The organism is Lysobacter sp. Root76 (assembly GCF_001428685.1).
GTDB lineage: Bacteria > Pseudomonadota > Gammaproteobacteria > Xanthomonadales > Xanthomonadaceae > Lysobacter.
In genome coordinates, this window is record NZ_LMIK01000010.1 from 147,589 (window position 1) to 167,166 (window position 19,578).

The 19,578-nt window shown below is 69.2% G+C and carries 12 protein-coding genes; 4 read left to right on the plus strand and 8 right to left on the minus strand.

What is annotated here, in order from left to right; translation table 11 throughout:
• The first annotated feature begins 30 nt into the window (after positions 1 to 30).
• Positions 31 to 1,521 (plus strand): AAA family ATPase, encoded by a 1,491-nt coding sequence (locus tag ASE10_RS18950; RefSeq protein WP_055905305.1) that lies wholly within the window; start codon positions 31 to 33, stop codon positions 1,519 to 1,521.
• Positions 1,522 to 1,575: 54 nt separating this feature from the next.
• Here ASE10_RS18950 and ASE10_RS18955 read toward each other — a convergent pair whose 3' ends face one another.
• The 8 genes from ASE10_RS18955 to ASE10_RS18990 all read right to left on the minus strand — a co-directional run bounded on the left by ASE10_RS18955 (position 1,576) and on the right by ASE10_RS18990 (position 15,479).
• The gene (locus tag ASE10_RS18955) at positions 1,576 to 1,935 is read right to left on the minus strand and encodes a gamma-glutamylcyclotransferase family protein (RefSeq protein ID WP_055905797.1); all 360 of its coding nucleotides are present in this window, start codon (positions 1,933 to 1,935) and stop codon (positions 1,576 to 1,578) included.
• Positions 1,936 to 1,952: 17 nt separating this feature from the next.
• Positions 1,953 to 3,683, minus strand: a complete 1,731-nt coding sequence (gene ggt / locus ASE10_RS18960; protein ID WP_055905308.1) for a gamma-glutamyltransferase — start codon at positions 3,681 to 3,683, stop codon at positions 1,953 to 1,955.
• Positions 3,684 to 3,829: 146 nt separating this feature from the next.
• A complete protein-coding gene (locus tag ASE10_RS18965) occupies positions 3,830 to 6,718 on the minus strand; it encodes an ATP-binding protein (protein ID WP_056306181.1) in 2,889 nt (962 codons plus the stop codon).
• Positions 6,719 to 6,728: 10 nt separating this feature from the next.
• On the minus strand, positions 6,729 to 7,922 hold the full coding sequence (locus ASE10_RS18970; protein ID WP_055905315.1) for an EAL domain-containing response regulator: 1,194 nt from the start codon (positions 7,920 to 7,922) through the stop codon (positions 6,729 to 6,731).
• 289 nt (positions 7,923 to 8,211) lie between these two features.
• The gene (locus ASE10_RS18975; protein ID WP_235567584.1) at positions 8,212 to 8,856 is read right to left on the minus strand and encodes a tetratricopeptide repeat protein; all 645 of its coding nucleotides are present in this window, start codon (positions 8,854 to 8,856) and stop codon (positions 8,212 to 8,214) included.
• Positions 8,857 to 8,986: 130 nt separating this feature from the next.
• Entirely contained in the window at positions 8,987 to 11,380 is a 2,394-nt protein-coding gene (locus tag ASE10_RS18980; protein ID WP_157481120.1) for a family 20 glycosylhydrolase, read from the minus strand.
• 199 nt (positions 11,381 to 11,579) lie between these two features.
• The gene (locus ASE10_RS18985) at positions 11,580 to 14,333 is read right to left on the minus strand and encodes a TonB-dependent receptor (protein WP_055905322.1); all 2,754 of its coding nucleotides are present in this window, start codon (positions 14,331 to 14,333) and stop codon (positions 11,580 to 11,582) included.
• 138 nt (positions 14,334 to 14,471) lie between these two features.
• Positions 14,472 to 15,479, minus strand: a complete 1,008-nt coding sequence (locus ASE10_RS18990; RefSeq protein ID WP_055905330.1) for a glucokinase — start codon at positions 15,477 to 15,479, stop codon at positions 14,472 to 14,474.
• A 425-nt stretch (positions 15,480 to 15,904) separates the two neighbouring features.
• Between ASE10_RS18990 and ASE10_RS18995 the strand changes: the two genes are divergently transcribed.
• The 3 genes from ASE10_RS18995 to ASE10_RS19005 all read left to right on the plus strand — a co-directional run bounded on the left by ASE10_RS18995 (position 15,905) and on the right by ASE10_RS19005 (position 19,205).
• Entirely contained in the window at positions 15,905 to 17,224 is a 1,320-nt protein-coding gene (locus ASE10_RS18995; protein WP_055905333.1) for a sugar MFS transporter, read from the plus strand.
• A gap of 87 nt (positions 17,225 to 17,311) precedes the next feature.
• On the plus strand, positions 17,312 to 18,025 hold the full coding sequence (locus ASE10_RS19000) for a class I SAM-dependent methyltransferase (RefSeq protein WP_055905336.1): 714 nt from the start codon (positions 17,312 to 17,314) through the stop codon (positions 18,023 to 18,025).
• 136 nt (positions 18,026 to 18,161) lie between these two features.
• Complete coding sequence (locus tag ASE10_RS19005) at positions 18,162 to 19,205, plus strand: LacI family DNA-binding transcriptional regulator (RefSeq protein WP_055905803.1); 1,044 nt, start codon at positions 18,162 to 18,164, stop codon at positions 19,203 to 19,205.
• Positions 19,206 to 19,578 lie beyond the last annotated feature (373 nt).

Genomic DNA, 19,578 nt, shown 5'->3' on the forward strand with positions numbered 1-19,578 from the left:
ATCATGGCGGCGACCTCGAAGACCGCTTCCATGACCGATCTGCAAGACCTGACCGCGCTGATCCGCGCCAACACCTCCCTGATCGTGATCGAGACCCGCGACGAAGGCCGCGTGGTCGAACTGTTCCGGCAGGCGCTGATGCAGGTCTGGCGCGCGCTGTACCGCTGGTCGATCACAGAGGGCCTGCGCCGGGTCGATATCGACCGCGAGGACGAAGAGACCCGGGTCGCGCCGGATATCTCCGCGACCCTGCAGGCGATCCGCGACGCCGATCAGCGCGGCATCTATCTGCTGTTCGACGCCCATCCCTACCTGGGTTACGCCAGCACCCAGCGCCAGCTGCGCGAGATCCTGCAGCGTCGCGGCTGCCAGCCGCACGTGCTGGTGCTGATCGGGCATAAGGTCGAGCTGCCGCCGGACCTGGACTCGCTGGCGGTGCGCTACACGCCGCGCCTGCCCGACGCCAACGCCCTGCTCAAGCTGGTGCGCGAGGAAGCCGAGAACTACATGCGCGAGCACGGCGGCCGCCGGGTCGAGGTCGACGCCGAAGTGGTCAAGCAGATCGTGCGCAACCTGCAGGGCCTGGACCCGGTCGACGCGCGCCGGATCGCGCGCCACCTGATTTTCCGCGACGGCGCGATCGCCGCCGACGACCTGCCGGAACTGGCCAAGCTCAAGTTCGAGCTGCTCAACCGCTCCGGCCACCTGCATTACGAATACGACAGCGCGCGCATGGGCGACGTCGCCGGCGCGCGCCGGCTCAAGCGCTGGGTCGAACAGCGCCGCGGCGTGTTCACCGGCGGCGAGCCGCCGCCCGGGCTGGACCCGCCCAAGGGCATGCTGCTGCTGGGCGTGCAGGGCTGCGGCAAGTCGATGCTGGCCAAGGCGGTCGCGGCCGGTTTCGGCGTGCCGCTGGTGCGGCTGGATTTCGGCACCCTGTACGACAAGTTCCATGGCGAGACCGAGAAGAACCTGCGCGCGGCGCTGGCCTCGGCCGAGCAATTGTCGCCGTGCGTGCTGTGGATCGACGAGATCGAGAAAGCCCTGGCCGGCGACGGCGGCGACGGCGACGGCGGGGTGTCGCGGCGCGTGCTGGGCTATCTGCTGACCTGGATGGCCGAGCGCAAGTCGCGGGTGTTCCTGGTCGCCACCGCCAACCAGATCGACGCGCTGCCGCCGGAACTGCTGCGCAAGGGCCGTTTCGACGAGATCTTCTTCGTCGACCTGCCCGACTCGTCCGCGCGCATCGAATTGTTCGCCCTGCACCTGCGCAAGCGCTCGCTGGCCGCGGAAGGTTTCGACCTGCCCGCGCTGGCGACGGCCAGCGACGGTTTTTCCGGCGCCGAGATCGAGCAGGCCATCGTCGCCGCGCTGTACGCCGCGCACGCGGCCAATGGGCCGCTGTCGGATTTCCAGCTACGCGCCGAGCTCAAGCAGACCCGTCCGCTGTCGGTGATGATGGCCGAGCAGGTCGAAGGCCTGCGCGAGTGGGCGCGCTCGCGCACGGTGCCGGCGGATTGAGTTTTTGGGAAGCGGGGGCCGCGACGATGCGGTTCGCCTGCGGCTCACCGCATCCTACGACCGGGTTTTGCGCTTCACGTAGACCCAGGCCCGGCGCCCCGACAGCAACGGCGCTTCGACGCGCTCGTAGTCGTCGACTTCGTAGGCGTCGGCCTGGGCCAGCTCCTCGGCGCTGATCGCGAACACCGTGCCCGGCACCGTGTCGGCGGGATCGCCGCTGTATTCGACGATCGGGTGATAGGTCTCGCCGCTGGTCGCCACGACCTGGGCGTCCTCGATCCGGATCGAACTGCGGCGATACCCGCTGAGCGCATCGGCTTCGCCGTGCAGCGAGCGCCCGAAGGTCGCGCGCTGTACCTCGGCCAGCTGCAAGGTGCCGTAGGAAAACAGCGCGATGTCGCGATCGTCGTTCATGCCGATACGGCCGCGGCTCAATAGCCCGCGGCCTGGCCGTCCTTGCGCGATTCGCTGGCGCCGACATAGCCGCCGTTGGGATTGACCATGATCGCCTGGTAGCCGCCATAGGGACCGTTGGCGAAGCGCACGCTGTGGCCCTTGCGCATCAGTTCGCGCACGGTCTCGTACGGGTAGCCGGTTTCCAGGTCGAGCTCGCCGCCGTCGCTCATCACCGTGGCCTGCCCGGCCGGGTCGGTGGAGCCGTCGTGCTGGATGCGCGGCGCATCGCCGGCTTCCTGCAGGTTCATGCCGAAGTCGATCAGGTTCATCACGATCTGTGCGTGCCCCTGCGGCTGCATCGCGCCGCCCATCACGCCGAACGACAGCCAGGGCTTGCCGTCCTTGGTCACGAACGCGGGAATGATGGTGTGGAACGGGCGCTTGCCCGGCGCGAACGAGTTGGGGTGCCCTTCCTTGAGCACGAACTGCTCGCCGCGGTCCTGGAAGATGAAGCCCAGGCCCGGCGCGGCCATGCCGCTGCCCATGCCGCGGTAGTTGGACTGGATCAGCGAGACCATCATGCCGTCGGCGTCGGCGACGGTCAGGTAGATGGTGTCGCCCTCGTCCAGTTCCTTGGGCGTGGCCGGTTGCACTTCGCGCGCGGCCTTGTCCATCGAGATCAGCTTGCGGCGCTGCTGCGCGTAACGCTTGGAGATCAACTGCTCGACCGGCTGCTTGCCGAACGCCGGGTCGGCGTACCAGCGCGCGCGGTCGGCGAAGGCCAGCTTCTTGGCCTCGGCGAACAGGTGCACGTGTTCCGGGCTGCCGAAGCCGTAGCGCGTGAGGTCGTAGCCTTCCAGGATGTTGAGGATCTGCAGCGCGGCGATGCCCTGGCCGTTGGGCGGCAGTTCCCACACGTCGTAGCCGCGATAGTTGCTGCTGACCGGCTCGACCCATTCGCCGTGGTGCGAGGCCAGGTCGTCGTAGCTCAGGTAGCCGTCGTTGGCCTTGAAGTAGGCGTCGATGGTGCGGGCGATGTCGCCCTTGTAGAACGCGTCGCGGCCGCCGTTGGCGATCTTCTCCAGGGTCGCGGCCAGGTTCGGGTTCTTCCAGGTTTCGCCGGTGCGCGGGGCGCGGCCGTCGATGGTGAACTGCTCCTTGAAGCCGGGCCACTTCGACAGGCGCGGCACCGAGGCGTTCCAGTAGTAAGCGATCACCTCGTGCACCGGGTGGCCTTCGCGGGCGTAGCGGATCGCTGGGGCGAGGTCGTCGGCCATGGGCTTGCGGCCGAAGCGCTCGTGCAGGGCGAACCAGGCGTCGACCGCGCCGGGCACGGTCACCGGCAGCGGGCCGTAGGACGGCACGTCGCTCAGGCCGCGCTTGCGGAACTCGGCCAGGCTCAGCGATTTGGGCGAACGGCCGGAGCCGTTGTAGCCGTAGAGCTTCTGGGTCTTGGGATCCCAGACGATCGCGAACAGGTCGCCGCCGATACCGCTGCCGGTGGGCTCCATCAGGCCGAGCGCGGCATTGGCGGCGATCGCCGCATCGACCGCGCTGCCGCCCTGCTTCATCACGTCCAGCGCGATCTGGGTCGCCAGCGGGTGCGAGGTCGCGGCGATCGCGTGCGGGGCATAGACCTCGCTGCGGGTCGCGAAGGGCTTGCCGGTGACGCGGTCGGCGGCCGGCGCGGGCGCGGCGTGGCCGGCGGCGAACAACGCACACAGCAGGACGAGCGGGAAACGGTGAGGCAGGCGGCGTGAGGTCATGGCGCGGCTCCGCGGATCGGACCGCGACGATAACGCAGACCGGCGCGGCCGGGAGCGACGCAGTCGGGCGGATCGCGACCCGACGCCGGCGTATGCGGCGCCGATCCTGCCCGGCCCCATCCGGCCGGCGGGAAACCCGTGCGGATTCACTCCGACGGCAACTGCGCGGCCGCCAGCCGCAGACGTTGCAGGGCGGCGTCGAGATAGTCCGCCAGCGGCGGGATCGCCAGCCATTCGCCCTGGCGGCCGGCGTTTTCCAGCGCCTCGGCGACTTGAGCCAGCTCGGCGGCACCGACCATGCGCGCGGCGCCTTTGATCTTGTGCGCCTGGCGAGTCAAAGCCACGGCGTCGCCGCCGTCGCGCGCGGCGTGCAGCGCGACCAGGTCCTGCACGGTCGCGGCCAGGAACTCTTCGAGCACCTCGCGTGCCTCGGCCGGCGAGCCGCCGGTGAGCGCGCCCAGCACGTCGCGGTCCAAGGCCTGGACCTGGCCGAGTTGCGGCAGCACCGCGGGCGCGGCCGGCGCCACGGTCGCGGCGGCGGCGGCGTCGTTGTTGCCCAGCGTGTGCGGCAGCCAGCGCTGCAGGCAGGTCGCCAGCACCGCCACCGACACCGGCTTGGTCAGGTAGTCGTCCATGCCCGCGGCCAGGCAGCGTTCGGCCTCGCCTTTCAGCGCCGAGGCGGTCAGGGCGACGATAGGCGTACGCGCCAGACCCTGCGTTTGCTCGATCTCGCGGATCGCGGCGGCCAAGGCGTAACCGTCCAGGCCGGGCATGTGCACGTCCGACAGCAGCATCGCGTAGCGGCCGCTGCGCCAGCGCTCCAAGGCCTGCAGGCCGTCCTCGGCCGACTCGCTGGCGTAGCCGGCCAGGGCGAGCTGGCGCGCGATCACCATGCGGTTGGTCGGATGGTCGTCGGCCAGCAGCACCAGGCTGCGCTCGCGCTCGGCCTGCTCGGGGCTGGGCATGGGCCGCAGCGCGACCGTGGCCGGCGCGCTGGCTTCCGGATCGGACGGCAGTTCCGACTCCGGCGCGCGCGGCAGGGTCACGATCAGACGCATGGTCGTGCCCAGGCCGGGGCGGCTTTCCATGCTGACCTCGCCGTCCATCAGCTCGGCCAGTCGGCGGCAGATCGCCAATCCCAGGCCGGTGCCGCCGTAGCGGCGCGTGGTGTCGCCTTCGGCTTGATGGAACGGCTGGAACAGATGCCGCTGCTGTTCCTCGCCGACGCCGATGCCGGTGTCGGTGACGCGGAAGCAGAGCGTGTCGCGCACCGTGCCGTCGGCGTCCTTGGCGCTGGACTGCCACTCCAGCGCCGCCTGCACCAGGCCTTCGGCGGTGAACTTGAGCGCGTTGGAGAGGAAATTGCCGATCACCTGGCGCAGCCGCAACGCGTCGGCGCGGTGCGCCGGCCCGATCCGCGGGTCGATCTCGCACAGCAGGTTCAACCCCCGGCTCGACGCCGCGCCGGCGTAGTTGGCGACCGTGCTGCGCAACAGTGCCGGCAGGCCGACCACGGTCGGCGACAGTTCCAGGTGCCCGGCTTCGATCTTCGAGAAATCCAGGATGTCGCCGATGATCTGCAGCAGGGAGGCCGACGACTGCTGGATGATGTTGAGCGCGCGGCGCTGGTCGGAGTCCAGGCGCGAATGCGCGAGCACTTCGATCATGCCGGTCACGCCGATCATCGGGGTGCGGATCTCATGGCTCATCGCGGCCAGGAACGAGGACTTGGCGCGGTTGGCGTCCTGCGCGCGCGCCTCGCTCGCGCGCAGCTCGCGCTCGAGCCGGCGGATCGCGCTGAGATCGGCGGCCACCAGCAGCAGGCCGCCGTCGGCGCCGTCGGCGTCGCTCATCGCCGACACCGCCAGCAGGGCCGGCACCCAGGTGCCGTTGCGATGGCGCAGCGTGGCCTCGCGCGGCGCGGCCCGCATCGACGCCAGTTCGCGCAGCGCGGTCCAGTCGGCCTGCACCGGCCGGCCCAGGCGGTCGCCGAGTTCGTAGGCCAGGGCCTGCAGCGCCTTGGGTTCGAACAGCGCATGCAGGCGTTCGCGCGCCAGCAGGTCGGCGGCACGCCAGCCCAGCAGTTGTTCGGCGAAGGGATTGACCAGGGTGAAGCAGCCCTGCGCGTCGACCGCGACGATCGCGGTCTGGGCCGCGTCCAGCAGCGAGCGCTGGAAGCGCTCGCGCCGCTCCAGCTCGGCGCGGGTGCGCTCGTTGCGGATCAGCTGGCCGGTGAGTTCGTTCTCGAAACCCAGCACGTCGCGGCGCATGTCCAGGAACACCTGCATCACCATCGCCAGCTCGCCCCGCGGCTGGTGCCTGGGGGTGGCGGTGTAGTCGTGCTCGCGCATGCGCCGCGCCAGCCAAGTCAGGCTTTCGATGCCGCGGTAGGCATTGCGCAACACGCGGCGCCCGACCACGGCCGCGACCAGCAGGGCCAGCACCGACAGCCCGATCCGCAGCGCGCTCACGCGCCGGCTGCGCTCGATATCGGCGTGGACCACGCTGTCGGCTTCGACCATTTCCAGATCGGACAGCAGCTTCAGGCGCTGGGTCAGCGGGTCGATGGCCGGGTACAGGCGCGTGTCGGCGAAACGGCCCAGGGCCGGCATGTCTTCGCGCTGCAGGATCGCGCGCAGTTCGGCCGCGGCCGCGTCGGCGGCCACGCGCGCCTGGCCGGCGGCGCGGAAATGCACCTCTTCCTCGGCGGTGCGCGGCAGCCGTTCCAGCACCGCCCAGCTTTCGTCGATGCGGGCGCGCGCGCCGTCGATGGTGGCCACGCCTTCGCGCCAAGGCACCAGGTAGTTGCGCACCCGGAAGGTGGTGTCGACCACGTCCAGGCCGTAGGCGTCGGACACCATCTTGATCCGGCGCAGACCGCGCAGCGAATCGTTGCGCAGGCTCAGCAGCGATTCGCGTGCGCGGTACTGGGCGACTTCATCGATCACCAGCACCGTCGCGCCGGTCAGCAGCAGCAGGCCGAACAGCGCCCACAGCTGATGTCGGATGCTGAGCGTGCCCAACCAGGCGCGCATGCGCTGCGCTCTACTCCGGCCGCCGCCAGCGGCCGAGCACGACCGGCAGGTCTTCGCCGGGCACCGGTTCGGCGATCAAATGGCCCTGGGCCATGCCGCAGCCCAGTTCGGCCAGCATCTGCCAGTCGTCGACGGTCTCCACGCCCTCGGCGACCACGTCCAGGCCGAGCTTGCGCGCCAAGTCCAGGCTGGCCTCGATCACCGCGCGCTTGCGCGGCTGCTCCTTGGCGCCGGAGACGAAGCCCTGATCGATCTTGAGTTCGGTGAACGGAATCTGCGACAGCTGCGCCAACGAGGAATAGCCGGTGCCGAAGTCGTCGATCGACAAGCCGAAGCCCTTCAGGCGCAACCGCGCGAGCACATTCAGGCCGCGCGCGGCATCGGTCATCAGCGAACTCTCGGTGATCTCCAGCACCACCTCTTCCGGCGGCACACCGGCGACGCGCACCAGATGCTGGAAACGGTCGGCCGCGCCGGCGTCGGCGAGCGTCGCCGGCGAAACATTGATCGACAGGTTCAAACGGATGCCCTGCCGGTCCCAGGCGCGCTTCCAGCGGCAACCCTCGACCAGCATGTGGTCGGTCAGCAGGTCGACCAAGCCTTCGCGCTCCATCATCGGCACGAAGTGCTGCGGGCGCACGATGCGGCCGTCGGAGCGGCGCCAGCGCGCCAGCGCCTCGACCCCGACCGCCTTGCCGTTGCCGAACTCGACCTGGGGCTGGAACCACGGCCCGATCTCGCCCGCGGCCAGCGCTTCGCGGATCAGCTGCGGCGTGACCTCGACCGGCTCGTCGTCCTCTTCGGCATGCAGCGCGTGTTCGTAGCCTTCCAGCGCCTGCTGCAGTTTGGCCCGGGTCAGCGGCTTCTCGACGTTGCCCAGCATGCGCAAACCGTAGGCGCGGGCCATGGTCTGCACGGTGTTGAGCAGGGCCGGATCGAGCGCACTGACCACCGCCACCGAACGCGCCAGGCTGCGCTGGGCGACGTGGTCGATGAACTCGATGCCGTCCATGCCGGGCATGTCCAGGTCGACCAGGATCACGTCCGGCGGCGAGCGCACTTCCTCGAGCAGGCGCAACGCGCCGGCGCCGTCGGCGGCTTCGAATACCTGCTCGACGCCCAGCTCGGCGAGCATGCGCAGCGCCATGCGGCGCTGGAACCCATGGTCCTCGACCACCATCACGCTGAGCGCCGTAATCGACATGCCGTTCCCTGGAAAGACTGCCGCCATGGCCGTGGCGCGGTGCGCCGCGATCGCAACGGACCGGCGGCTGCGCAGCCACGCGGCTCGGCTGCATTCGCGCCGACTGTATCCGCGCATAGCGTCCAACGGCAACGGCGCCGACGAACGGTCGCGGCGGTCGCACGGGCGACGGCGCGGCGATGGCAGGTCCGTCCGGACAGCCAAGCGCGCCGGCTGCGGGCGCGCTGCACGCGGCACAAAAAAAGCGGAGCCGAAGCTCCGCTTTTCGATTCGATCCGTGCGCGATGCGTTACGGATACTTCGGCGGGTTCGCGGCCCAGGCCGCCTGCACTTCCGCCAGGGTCTTGCGCTCGGCTTTGGTCCAGCCCGGCAGCAGGCGCGCGAACTGCGCGCTGTCGACCCACTGGGTCGGCTCGGTGCGCACGGCGGCGGCATACCACTGCACGGCTTCGTCCTTGCGGCCCAGCGACCACAGCGCCAAAGCGAAAGTCGGCGGCATCCACGAGGCGGTGACGCCGCGGGCGGCGTACAGCGTGCGCCACTGTTCGAACGCGGCCTTGTCGTCGCCGGCGCGGTACAGATCCCAGCCGTAGTTCCACATCACCGCACGCCAGATGCCGTCGCTGGCGTCCAGGCCGGACAAGGCGCGTGCGTACAGCTGACGACCGAGGTCGACGCGGCCGCTTTCCATGGCCAGATGCGCGAGCTGCGCGGCTTCGGCATCGGCGCCGGCCTTGCGCTCGAGGATGCGACTCAGCTTCTGCATCGCCGCTTCGCCGGTCTCGCGCACGACCACCACCGGCTTGGTGGTGTTGGTGTCGGCATCGAAGTAGAACTCGACGGGCTTGGGCAGCGACGGCGCGGTGGCGGTCTGGGCCGCTGCGGTTCCGGATACGGCCAGCACGGCCGTCAACAACACACTACGAATACGCATGATCGATGGATCCCCCTGATACCCGCATATGCTAACCCGAGCGGGATAGGGATCGCGCCGTTCATCACGCTTTTTGCGGCAAATCGGGCCTTGCGCGGCCCCGACGCTCGTCGGGGCCGCGCATTCAGCCTTAGCGCGGCCGCAGGGTCACCCGCTCGATCGCCCACAGCGGGTCGTGGCTGCCGCTGGCGAACACCAGGCACAGGTCGTGGGTGCCCGCAGTCGGCGCGACTTTTCCGCGCAGCGTGGTCAGGCCGGCGGTGCGGCGCGCCGAACCCAGCGGCAGCACCGCGATCGGCGCGCCCTCGCAGCCGTCGGCGCGCACTTCCAGCGCGCCTTCCGGGCCGTTCGCGGGGCGGCTGACGATCTTGGGCGTGTCGCGCCACAGCTGGTAGTTGTACGGCAGCTGGCCGACCCGGACCTCGATCGCGCCGACCTGGTCCAGCGCGGCGCCTTCGTAGATCCAGCACGGGTCGAACACGTCGGCGAGCAGGGCCGCGCGCGGCGAGCGTCCGCCGATGCCGTCGGCCGGGGCGTCGTCCTCCATGCGCAGGTTCAGGCCGCCCTTGCACTGGCGCAGGCGGTTGCCGGTGCGCTGGGTCAGCGCGGCCATGTCGGCCGGGGCGTAGCGGCGCGGCGCCGACAGCGCGCGGCCGTCGACGTAGGTCGCGGCCTGGAAAGTGGTCGGCGGGCGCAGCGGCAGGGCCGTGTCGTACAGCGGCGAGGCGTTGCTGAGCGGGCCCTTGCCCTCGACATAGCGGATCTGGCCGAAGCCGACCTGGTTGCTCAGCTTGACCCGCGGCTGGCCCTGGGCGTCGCGTTCGGCCTGGTAACGCACTGCGAACGCGGCGTCGGAGGCCTGCACGTTCTGGGCCTGGTAGCGCGCCATCTGCGGCACCAACCGGCGCAGGAAGCTGTCCCAGTCGCGCGCGCCCTTGGGCGACCACACCGCTTCGGCCAGCGCGGCGGTGCGCGGGAACAGGGCGCGCTCGGCCGCGTCGAAGCTGCGGCGGTGTTCGGTCCACAGGTTGGCCTGGGCGCCGAGCACGTGCCTGGCCTGCTCGGGCGTGAGTTCGGTCGGCACCGGCTCGAAGCCGTACACCGCCTTGAGCGTGATCGCGGCCAGGCGGCCGGCGGGTTCGTCGTCGTTGTCGCTCTGGACGTGGTCGAAGTACAGGTCCGGCGCCGGCGACAGGATCACGTCGTGGCCGGCGCGCGCGGCTTCGATCGCGCCCTTGGTGCCGCGCCAGGACATCACCGTCGCGCGCGGCGGCAGGCCGCCTTCGAGGATCTCGTCCCAGCCGACCAGGCTGCGGTTGCGGCTGCCGAGGTATTTCTCGATCCGGGCCACGAACCAGCTCTGCATCGCCATCTCGTCCTTCAGCCCCAGCGCGGCCTTCTGCGCCTGGATGCTGGGCGAGGCCTGCCACTGGTCCTTGGCCGCTTCGTCGCCGCCGATATGGATGTAGCGGCCGGGGAACAGCGCGGTGACCTCGGCGAGCACGTCCTGGAGGAAGCCGAAGGTGGCGTCGTCGGTGTTGAACAGATAGGTGTGCACGCCCCAGTCCGGCGACACCGGCGGCGGTGCCTTGAGCACGTCGCCCACGCCGTACTCGGGGTAGGCGGCGATCGCGGCCTGGGCATGGCCGGGCATTTCGATTTCCGGGACCACGGTGACGTAGCGTTCGGCGGCGTAAGCGACCACGTCGCGGATCTGGTCCTGGGTGTAGTAACCGCAGTACGGCAGCGGCGCGCCGGTGGCCGGATCGTGGCCGGACGCGCCGGCCGGAATGCGGCAGGCGCCGACTTCGGTCAGCTTGGGATACTTCTTGATCTCGATCCGCCAACCCTGGTCGTCGGTCAGATGCCAGTGGAAGGTGTTGAGCTTGTGCAGCGCCATCTGGTCGATCAGGGTCTTGACCTGCTCGACGCTCTGGAAATGGCGCGCCGAATCCAGCATCAGCCCGCGCCAGGGGAAACGCGGCGCGTCCTCGATGCGTTGCGCGGCGATCTGCGCCGTGCCGCGGCCGCCGTCGGAGGTGGCCAGCTGCCACAGCGTGACCGCGCCGTAGAACAGGCCGGCCGGCGCGCGCGCCTGGATGCGCGCACCTTCCGGGCCGATATCCAGGGTGTAGGCCTCGTCGCTGGGCAGTGCGGCCTGGCGGTCGATCGCGAACACCACGGTGTGCGCGGCCTCGCCCTGAGCCTGGCCGCTGGCGTCCACGCTCGGCGCGAAGCCGCGCAGGCGCTGCACACGCGCGGCGAAGTCGCGCGCGATCCGCGCCGCGTCCTTGTCGCCGTTGGCCGCCTGCAGGCGCGTGCCCGCGTCCAGGGCGAATACGCCCTCGCGCAGTTCCACCTTGGCGGGCAACGGAATCACCGGGGTGGCTTGCGAGCGCTGCGCGGCCGGCACCTCCACCGCAGCGTCCTGGCCGCCGCGCTGGCAGGCCGACAATGTGATCGCCGTCACCATGGACAGCGCTACCGCCGCGGCCACAGCCGCGCGCATGCGTTTACCGCTCATCCCCGCCCCCTTTTGTCCGTCCGACACTCATACAACAAGCGGGCCCGGCGTAACCGGGCCCGCTGTCGCAGCTGAACGCTGTCACCTTACCGCCAAGCCCGTAGGGTGTGGTGAGCTGCAGGCGAACCGCACCATCGCGCCGGCGGGACCGTTCGCGACGGTGCGGTTGTCACCGCACCCTACCACCCGCTTCTTCGCATCAGTAGTTGAAGCGGAAGTTCAGATAGTACTGGCGGCCGTTCTCGTACACCGAACGAGGACGGTCCTTGGTGGCGTAGTACGTGGTCTTGGGGTTGTTGAGGTTCATCGCATCCAGGCTCAAGGCCATGTGGTCGTTGATCTTGTAGCCGAACGAGGCCGACACGGTGTCGATTTCGTCCTGGTAGAAGGCCGAGGCGCGATCCAGGCCGCTGTAGAACTCGGAGCGGTAGGTGTAGTTGACGCGGGCGTTGAAGCGGTCGTTCTCGAACCACAGGCCGACGTTGTAGGTGTTCTCGGACGTGCCCAGCATCGGCGTGCCGTCGTCGGTGTCGGATTCGGCGTAGGTGTAGTTGGCGAACGCGCCGAAGTAGTCGCCGATCGGGCCTTCCCAGGCCAGCTCGAAGCCGTTGACCTTGGCGTTGGAATTGACCGGGATGGTCACGTCGTAGTCGACCATCGCGCCGTTGGGACGCTGGGCATCGATGGTCAGGTACTGACGGCGCACGTTGGCCAGCGACACGTAGTTGTCGATGTTCATGCTGAACACGCCGACGGAGAACAGCGCGCGCTCGCCGTAGTACCACTCCACGGTCGCGTCGAGGTTGGTCGACAGGATCGGGGCGAGGTTCGGGTTGCCGCCGGTGCCGGTGCCGACGCCGTTGACCGCGGCCGGCGGGAGCAGCGAGACCGCGCCCGCGATCGCCGAGAAATCCGGGCGGGTCAGGGTGCGCGAAGCGGCCAGGCGCAGGACCACGTCCTCGGTGATGTCGAGCTTGAGGTTCGCGCTCGGCAGCCAGTCCTTGTACGTGTTCTTGGTCAGCACGGTCTTGTACGCGCCGAACGCGGACGTGGTGATCGCGGCCGGATCGGTGGCCGAGGTGCTCACGTAGTTGGTGACGTCTTCCTGGGTTTCCACGTAACGCAGGCCGACGTTGGCCGTCCAGCGCTCGCCCTGGAAGTTGATCTGACCGTAGGCGGCCGTGCTCTGTTCTTCGAGACCGTAGGCGCCGAGGAAGTAGAAGCGCGAGACCGGGTCGCGGTTGGCCAGGCGGTTGAACGCGGCCAGGCTTTCCGGCGAGAAGTACCAGATGTTGCGCGGGAAATTGCCGCCGATGCCGTTGGCGAAGTCGCCTGGGTAGTTGCTGTAGCCCTGCGGCCAGTTGGCCGGATTGAACGGGTCCTGCGGCAGAGCGAAGTTCGGGCCCTGCGCGGTGACCTGGTCGAGGTTGCGCTCGTGACGCGCCTGGCGCACGCCGAAGTCGATCGAGGTCACCAGGCCGCCGTCGAAGAAGTAGGTGCCGTCGATCTGGCCCCAGTCTTCCTTGTCTTCGACATCGATGTCCTGGAAGCCGAAGATCCAATCCAGGCGGTAGTCCGTGTTCGGGATGCCGGGCGCGCCGGTGTTGGCGTTGCCGAGGTGCCAGTTGGCTGCGCCGACGCCGTTGAGGCCCCAGCCGCCGCCGCTGTTGAGGCCCACGTCCCACTCGGCCACGTCCTGCACCGGGGTTTCGCCGTGGCCTTCGGAAGTGCCGGCCTGGGCCGAGAAACGCAGCTTGTCGCTGACGTCCCACTTGCCTTCCAGGCTGAAGAACTCGGTGCTGGACTTGGCGCCCGGACGCGAGATCTGGTCGTAGATGCCGAAGGCCTTGGACGGATCGGCGCCCGGAGTCGGGGCGAAGTTGGCAGAGACCAGGGTGTTGTTGCGTACCACGTAGCCCGGCAGTGGCACCTGACCATTGTCTAGAACACCGTTCACCAATTGCCCGGTGCCGTTGATGATGCGGCTACCCCAGATCATGTAGTTGCGGTTGTAGTTGTCGGCCTTCATGTCCGAACGGAAATAGTTGGCTTCCAGTTCGAAGTTGTCGGCGGGCTTCCACTGCGCGGTGAACATGCCGCCGGTGCGCTTGCGCTCCTGTTCGAACAGCGCCGAGCCCAGCAGGGTCGGGAAGAACACGCCGACCAGGTCGGGATGGGCGACGCCGGCGGCGGTGTTGGCGCCGATCTGCTCGTAACCCAGCAGCTCCTGACCGTCGCGGCGCAGGTGACGCTCCTCGCTGAACGCCTGCACGGTGATGCCGAAGCTGCCGTCGTCGTTCTTCCAGTTGCCCAGCACCGAGATCTGCGGATCGGTCTTGCTCGGCTGCTCGGCATAGACGCCGCCGACCGAGCCGAAGATGCTGAAGCCCTTCTCGAAGTTGAGCGGGTTGCGGGTGACGATGTCGACGCTGCCGACCGCGCCGCCTTCGACCAGCTTGGCCTCGGACGACTTGCGCACGATCACTTTGTCGACCAGTTCCGACGGCAGCAGCGAGTAGCTCACGCTGCGGCCCACGGTGCCGGTCTGGTTGAGCACGAACCAGTCGCCGGTGGCGATGTTGTGGCCGTCGATCAGGGTCTGGGTCAGGCTGGGGCTGGTGCCGCGCATGGAGACGCGGTCGTTCTCGTCGAACGCGCCCTCGTTGGCGCTGGCCGCCGAGATGTTGACGCCGGGCACGCGCGCGAGCGAGTCGGCGACGTTCTTGTCGGGCATCTTGCCGATGTCTTCGGAGGTGATGACCTCGACTCGGGTGACGTCGTCGCGCTTGGTATCCAGCGACTGTTCGATCGCGCCGCGGATGCCCTTGACCACGATGGTGTCTAGGTCCTTGGCGTCCTGCGAAGCGGCGGTTGCGTCCTGGGCCACGGCCTGGCCGGCAAAGCCGAGGGCCGCGACGATACTGACGGACAGAATGGTCTTGCGAACTTTCATTGGGTTCTCTCCCTCGGGCTATGGTCCTCTCCGCCGCTCGATCTGCGTCGATTGGGCGAAGCCTGGTACGTCCTGTTCCAGCGCCGTTGGTGCCCGGCGCCGGCAATTCAGCGGATAACGCGAAGCGCGCTGCCGGGCTCAGGCCTCATTGGCGTGCTCCAGGTACCAACTGGCGGCGCCGATGACGCCGAGTTGTTCGTTCTCGATCAGCCGCACCGGTACGCGCTCCAGCACCGGGCGCATCGCACCCTTGTTGAGCAGGCGTTCGCGGAAGCTGCTGGCGTCGAGGAAATCCTTGAGCTGCGGCAGGATGCCGCCGGCGATGAACACCGCCTTGGCGCCGCTGATCACGGCCAGGTCGCCGATCACGCTGCCCAGCAGCGCGCAGAAGGTCAGCACCGCCTCGCGCGCGAGCGCGTCGCCGCGGCGCGCGGCCTCGGTGATCGCGGCCGGCGCGCGCAGGCTGGGATCGACGCCGTCGATCGCGCACAGCGCGTCGTACAGGTTGACCAGGCCGGGGCCGGACACCAGGTGTTCGGTGGATACATGCGCGCCGCGCTGCTGCATCCAGCGCAGGATTTCGATTTCGCGCGCGCTGCCCGGCGCGAATGCGGTGTGGCCGGATTCGGTCGGCAAGATCACGGTGGCGCCGCGGAACGGAATCCGCACCGCCGCGCCCAGGCCGGTGCCCGGGCCGATCACCAGCACCGGCCCCGGCGCGGAATCGCTGACGCCCGGGGTGAGCAGGGTCGAGTCGCCGGGCGCCATGCACTGGGCGGCATGCGCGGCGGCCTGGAAGTCGTTGATGAACTGCACTTCGCGCAGGCCGAGCTCGCGGCGCAGCTCGGACAGCGAAATCCGCCACGGCAGATTGGAATTGATCACCGCGTCGTCCAGGACCACGCCCGCGCAGGCGATCGCGACCCGGTCGGCGCCGGCGCCGGCGCCCGCACCGGCCAGGAAGTCGGCCAGGATCGCGGACAGGCTGGGGTAATCGGCGCACACGTACTTGCGGTGCGCCAGCACGGCCACCGCGGACTCGCCCGCGGCACCGGCCCGGACCAGGCCGACCCGGGTGTGGGTGCCGCCGACGTCGGCGGCGATGAACGGAGACACAGCCGGGGCCAGTTTGCTGGCAGCGCTCATGCGGCCCGCTCCGACCGTGCCGAGACGGTGTTTTGACCGCCCGCCCTTTCGGCGCGCCAAGACTGCGCCGCGCGGGGCGAAAACGCCGTCCGCTTCGAATCCCACTGCATCGCTTCCTCCGTTGATCCCGGCCAGCCCCCGGCTGGCGGGGCCGAGATTGCCCACGATCTGACAACGTTGTCAACTTGCGGTCACGCCGCCCTAACGAATGCCCGAAAAGTACAGGATGCCGGGGTTTTCCCTGCTGCGGCGCAACATGGCGGAGCGCCTCCGCCAGCCCCGCCCAGACTGGGTTTGCGCTGCCTTCTGGCTTGTCGGACAAAGTTGTGACACCGTTGAGCCAACGGATGTCGTGCAGGTCAAATACGACATGGCCGTAACGCCGCGGGGCGCTCCCCGCGTTCCTGGAGGGGAGTCCTGATCACATGTCCACGCCCAATACCGGCGGCCCGCCGCAGCGCTATCTCGGCTCGATCGCGATCGTCGGCGCGCTGTTCTTCGTCTTCGGCTTCGTCACCTGGCTCAACGGCCCGCTGATCTCGTTCGCGCAGCTGGCGTTCGACGTGAGCGAATCGCTCGCGTTCCTCATTCCGAGCGCCTTCTACATCTCGTACTTCTGTCTTGCCCTGCCCTCGTCTTCGATTCTCAAGATGACCGGCATGAAGAAGGGCATGGCCCTGGGCCTGTTCCTGATGGCCGTCGGTGCGGCCGTATTCGCGCACTACACGACTCAGCGCATCTACCCCGGCGCAGTGACGGGCGTGTTCGTGATCGGCGCGGGTCTGGCGATTCTGCAGACCGCGGTCAATCCCTACATCAGCATTCTGGGACCGATCGAAGGCGCGGCCCAGCGCATCGCGATCATGGGCATCTGCAACAAGCTCGCCGGTTGGGCGGCGCCCTACGTCATCGGCACGCTCGTCATGCATGGCATGGGCGACGTGGCCAGTCAGGTCGCAGGCGCCGATGCCGCGACGAAGGCGGCAGTCCTCAACGAGTTCGCCGCGCGCATCCATACCCCTTACATGATCATAGCGGGGCTGCTCGCCCTCTTCGCGGTGGGCATCCTGTTCTCGCCATTGCCGGAAATTCAGGCCGAAGAAGTCAACGCCGAGGGCTCGGAGGCCATGTCCGGCGCCAAGCCGATCGGACTGCTCCAGTTTCCTCATGTTTGGTTGGGCGCCCTGTGCATCTTCGTATACGTGGGCGCCGAGGTGATGGCCGGCGATGCGATCGGCACCTACGGCCGTGCCTTCGGGCTGCCGCTGGACGAAACCAAGCTGTTCACTGGCTATACCCTGGGGGCGATGCTGGCCGGCTACATCGTCGGGCTCATCCTGATTCCGCGATTCGTCTCTCAGGAACGCTATCTCGGCCTTTCTGCGATCCTGGGCGTGGCGCTGACCATCGGCGCCTATTTGACCCAGGGCATCGTCTCGGTAGGCTTCGTCGCCGCGCTGGGCTTCGCCAACGCCATGATGTGGCCGGCGATCTTCCCGCTCGCGATCCAGGGCTTGGGACGACTCACCGAGAAGGGCTCGGCATTGCTGATCATGGGTATCGCAGGCGGCGCGGTCATTCCGCAACTGTTCGTGCATCTGAAGCAGCACTACGACTTCCAGGCCGTGTTCGCGCTGCTGATGATCCCCTGCTACCTCTACATCCTGTACTTCGCCCTGCGCGGCCACCGCGCCGGCCTGCGCCGCGCCGCGGCGGTCGGCACGCCGTCGGCACAACGTGCGTGACCTGGACGCGGCGGGCCGGCACATCCGGTCCGCCGCGAACGCCGATACCATGGGCGCCCGATACCGGCGCCAGGTCACTCAGGACTCATGCAGCAAGCGGATACGAGCTCGGCCGCGACACCCGCGGGCGACACGCAGTACACCAAGGACTGGTTCCAGTCCCATGTGCGCAACTGGGAGCGCTGGCTGGACGGTTTCCGCGACCGCCCGGGCCTGCGCTTTCTCGAGATCGGCAGCTTCGAAGGCCGCTCCACCGTGTGGCTGCTGCAGAACATCCTGACCCAGCCCGACAGCCGCATCGACTGCATCGACCTGTTCCGCCCCGACCCGCTGCAGGGCGACTACCACCAGCGCTTCCGCGCCAACGTCGCGCCGTGGAAGCAGCGGGTCGCCGAATTCAAGGGACCCAGTGCCGAGCAGTTGGGCCGCGTGACCGGCCCCTACGACCTGGTCTACGTCGACGGCTGGCATACCGCGTTCGGCGCGCTCGCCGACGGCGTGATGTCCTGGCCGCTGCTCAAGGTCGGCGGGCTGATGATCTTCGACGACTACCTGTGGATGCCGCCGGCCTACTACGAGGCCAGCAAGCCCAACAAGCTGGTGCGCGAGTTCTGGCGCGCGCTGGGCAAGCGCTGGCAGGACCGGGCGATCGCGCGGATCGCCGCGCAGACGCCCAAACTGGGCATCGACGCCCTGCTGCGCACGCTGGAAGGCCAGTACGAACTGGTCGAGCGCGGCTATCAGCTGGCGATCCGCAAGACCCGCGGCTTCGACGACGTGACGCTGGAACTGGACACCTGAACCCGGCCGCGCGCCTGTGCCGAAGCCGGCGGCCCGCGGGCGCCGCTTGCGTCGCGTCGGCGCCCGAGTAGGCTAGGCGACACGCCTGCGCGTTGCGAACGCCATGGCGGCTCCGATCGACTACCCCGAGGCAGCGGTGCGCCGACCCACGATCAAAGACGTCGCCGAACGCGCGCAGGTCTCGCTGAAAACCGTCTCGCGCGTCATCAACGACGAGCCCAGCGTGCACGCCCGCACCCGTGCGCGGGTCAACCAGGCCATCGCCGAACTCGACTACCGCCCCGACCCGTCGGCACGCAGCCTGCGCAGCGCGCAGCCGTACGCGATCGGCGTGGTCTACGACAATCCGAACCCGTACTACATCATCAGCGTGCAGAACGGCGTGCTCGCCGCCTGCCGCGAAACCGGCTACGGCCTGCAGATCCATCCCTGCGACTCCTCCTCGCCGCTGCTGGCCGCCGACCTGATCGACCTGGTCCAGGGCGCGCGCCTGGCCGGCCTGGTGCTGGCGCCGCCGATGTCCGAGCGCATGGAACTGGTCAGCGAACTGGTCGCGCACGGCATCCGCCTGGTGCGCATCGTCTCGGCCGCCGAGGACCCGCAGGACGGCGCACCCTGCGTCTGGGTCGACGACCGCGACGCCGCCTACGACATCACCGAGCACCTGATTCAGCTCGGCCACCAGCGCATCGGCTTCCTGTGGGGCGGAAAATCGCACCGCTCCAGCTGGGAACGCTACAAGGGCTACGCGCAGGCCCTGGCCGACTACGGCATCGGCGAAGACGAGGACCTGGTGCTGCCGGGCGACTATTCCTTCGACGACGGCTTCCGCGGCGCGCGCCGTTTGTTCGCCCTGCCCAACCGGCCGACCGCGATCTTCGGCAGCAACGACGAGATCGCCGCCGGCGTGCTCGCGGCGGCGAAGTCCAGCGGCATGCACGTGCCCTACGACCTGTCGATCGCCGGCTTCGAGGACAGCCCGTTCTCCAAGCAGTCCTGGCCGACCCTGACCACCGCGCGCCAGGCCACCGAGGAGATCGCGCGCCACGCGGCCTACCGCCTGATCGCCGACCTGCGCCGCGAGACCGACCAACCCTTGCAGATGCCGGGCAACGAGGGCTTCAGCCCGATCCTGGTGGTGCGCGGCTCGACCGCCCCGCCGCGGCCCGAGCGCGGCTGAGGCGCGACGCGAATCGCCGCGCGCTTGGCTTTGGCGTTCGCCTCCCGATCCGCCGCGCGGTCCGCCTTGGGGTAGGAGCGGCGTAAGCCGCGACCACGTCGCAGCCGAAAGTTTCGCAATCGCGGCTCACGCCGCTCCCACAGGAAGCGCCCGTGTCGCTGCGCCGCGGCGCGCCCAACCAGCGCACGGCAAGCCCGCTTCGCTTTGGCGCCCGCCCTGCGGTTCGCGCTTTGGGGTAGGAGCGGCGTAAGCCGCGACCACTTCGCAGCCGAAGGTTTCGCAATCGCGGCTCACGCCGCTCCCACAGGAAGCGCCCGTGTCGCTGCGCCGCGGCGCGCCCAACCAGCGCACGGCAAGCCCGCTTCGCTTTGGC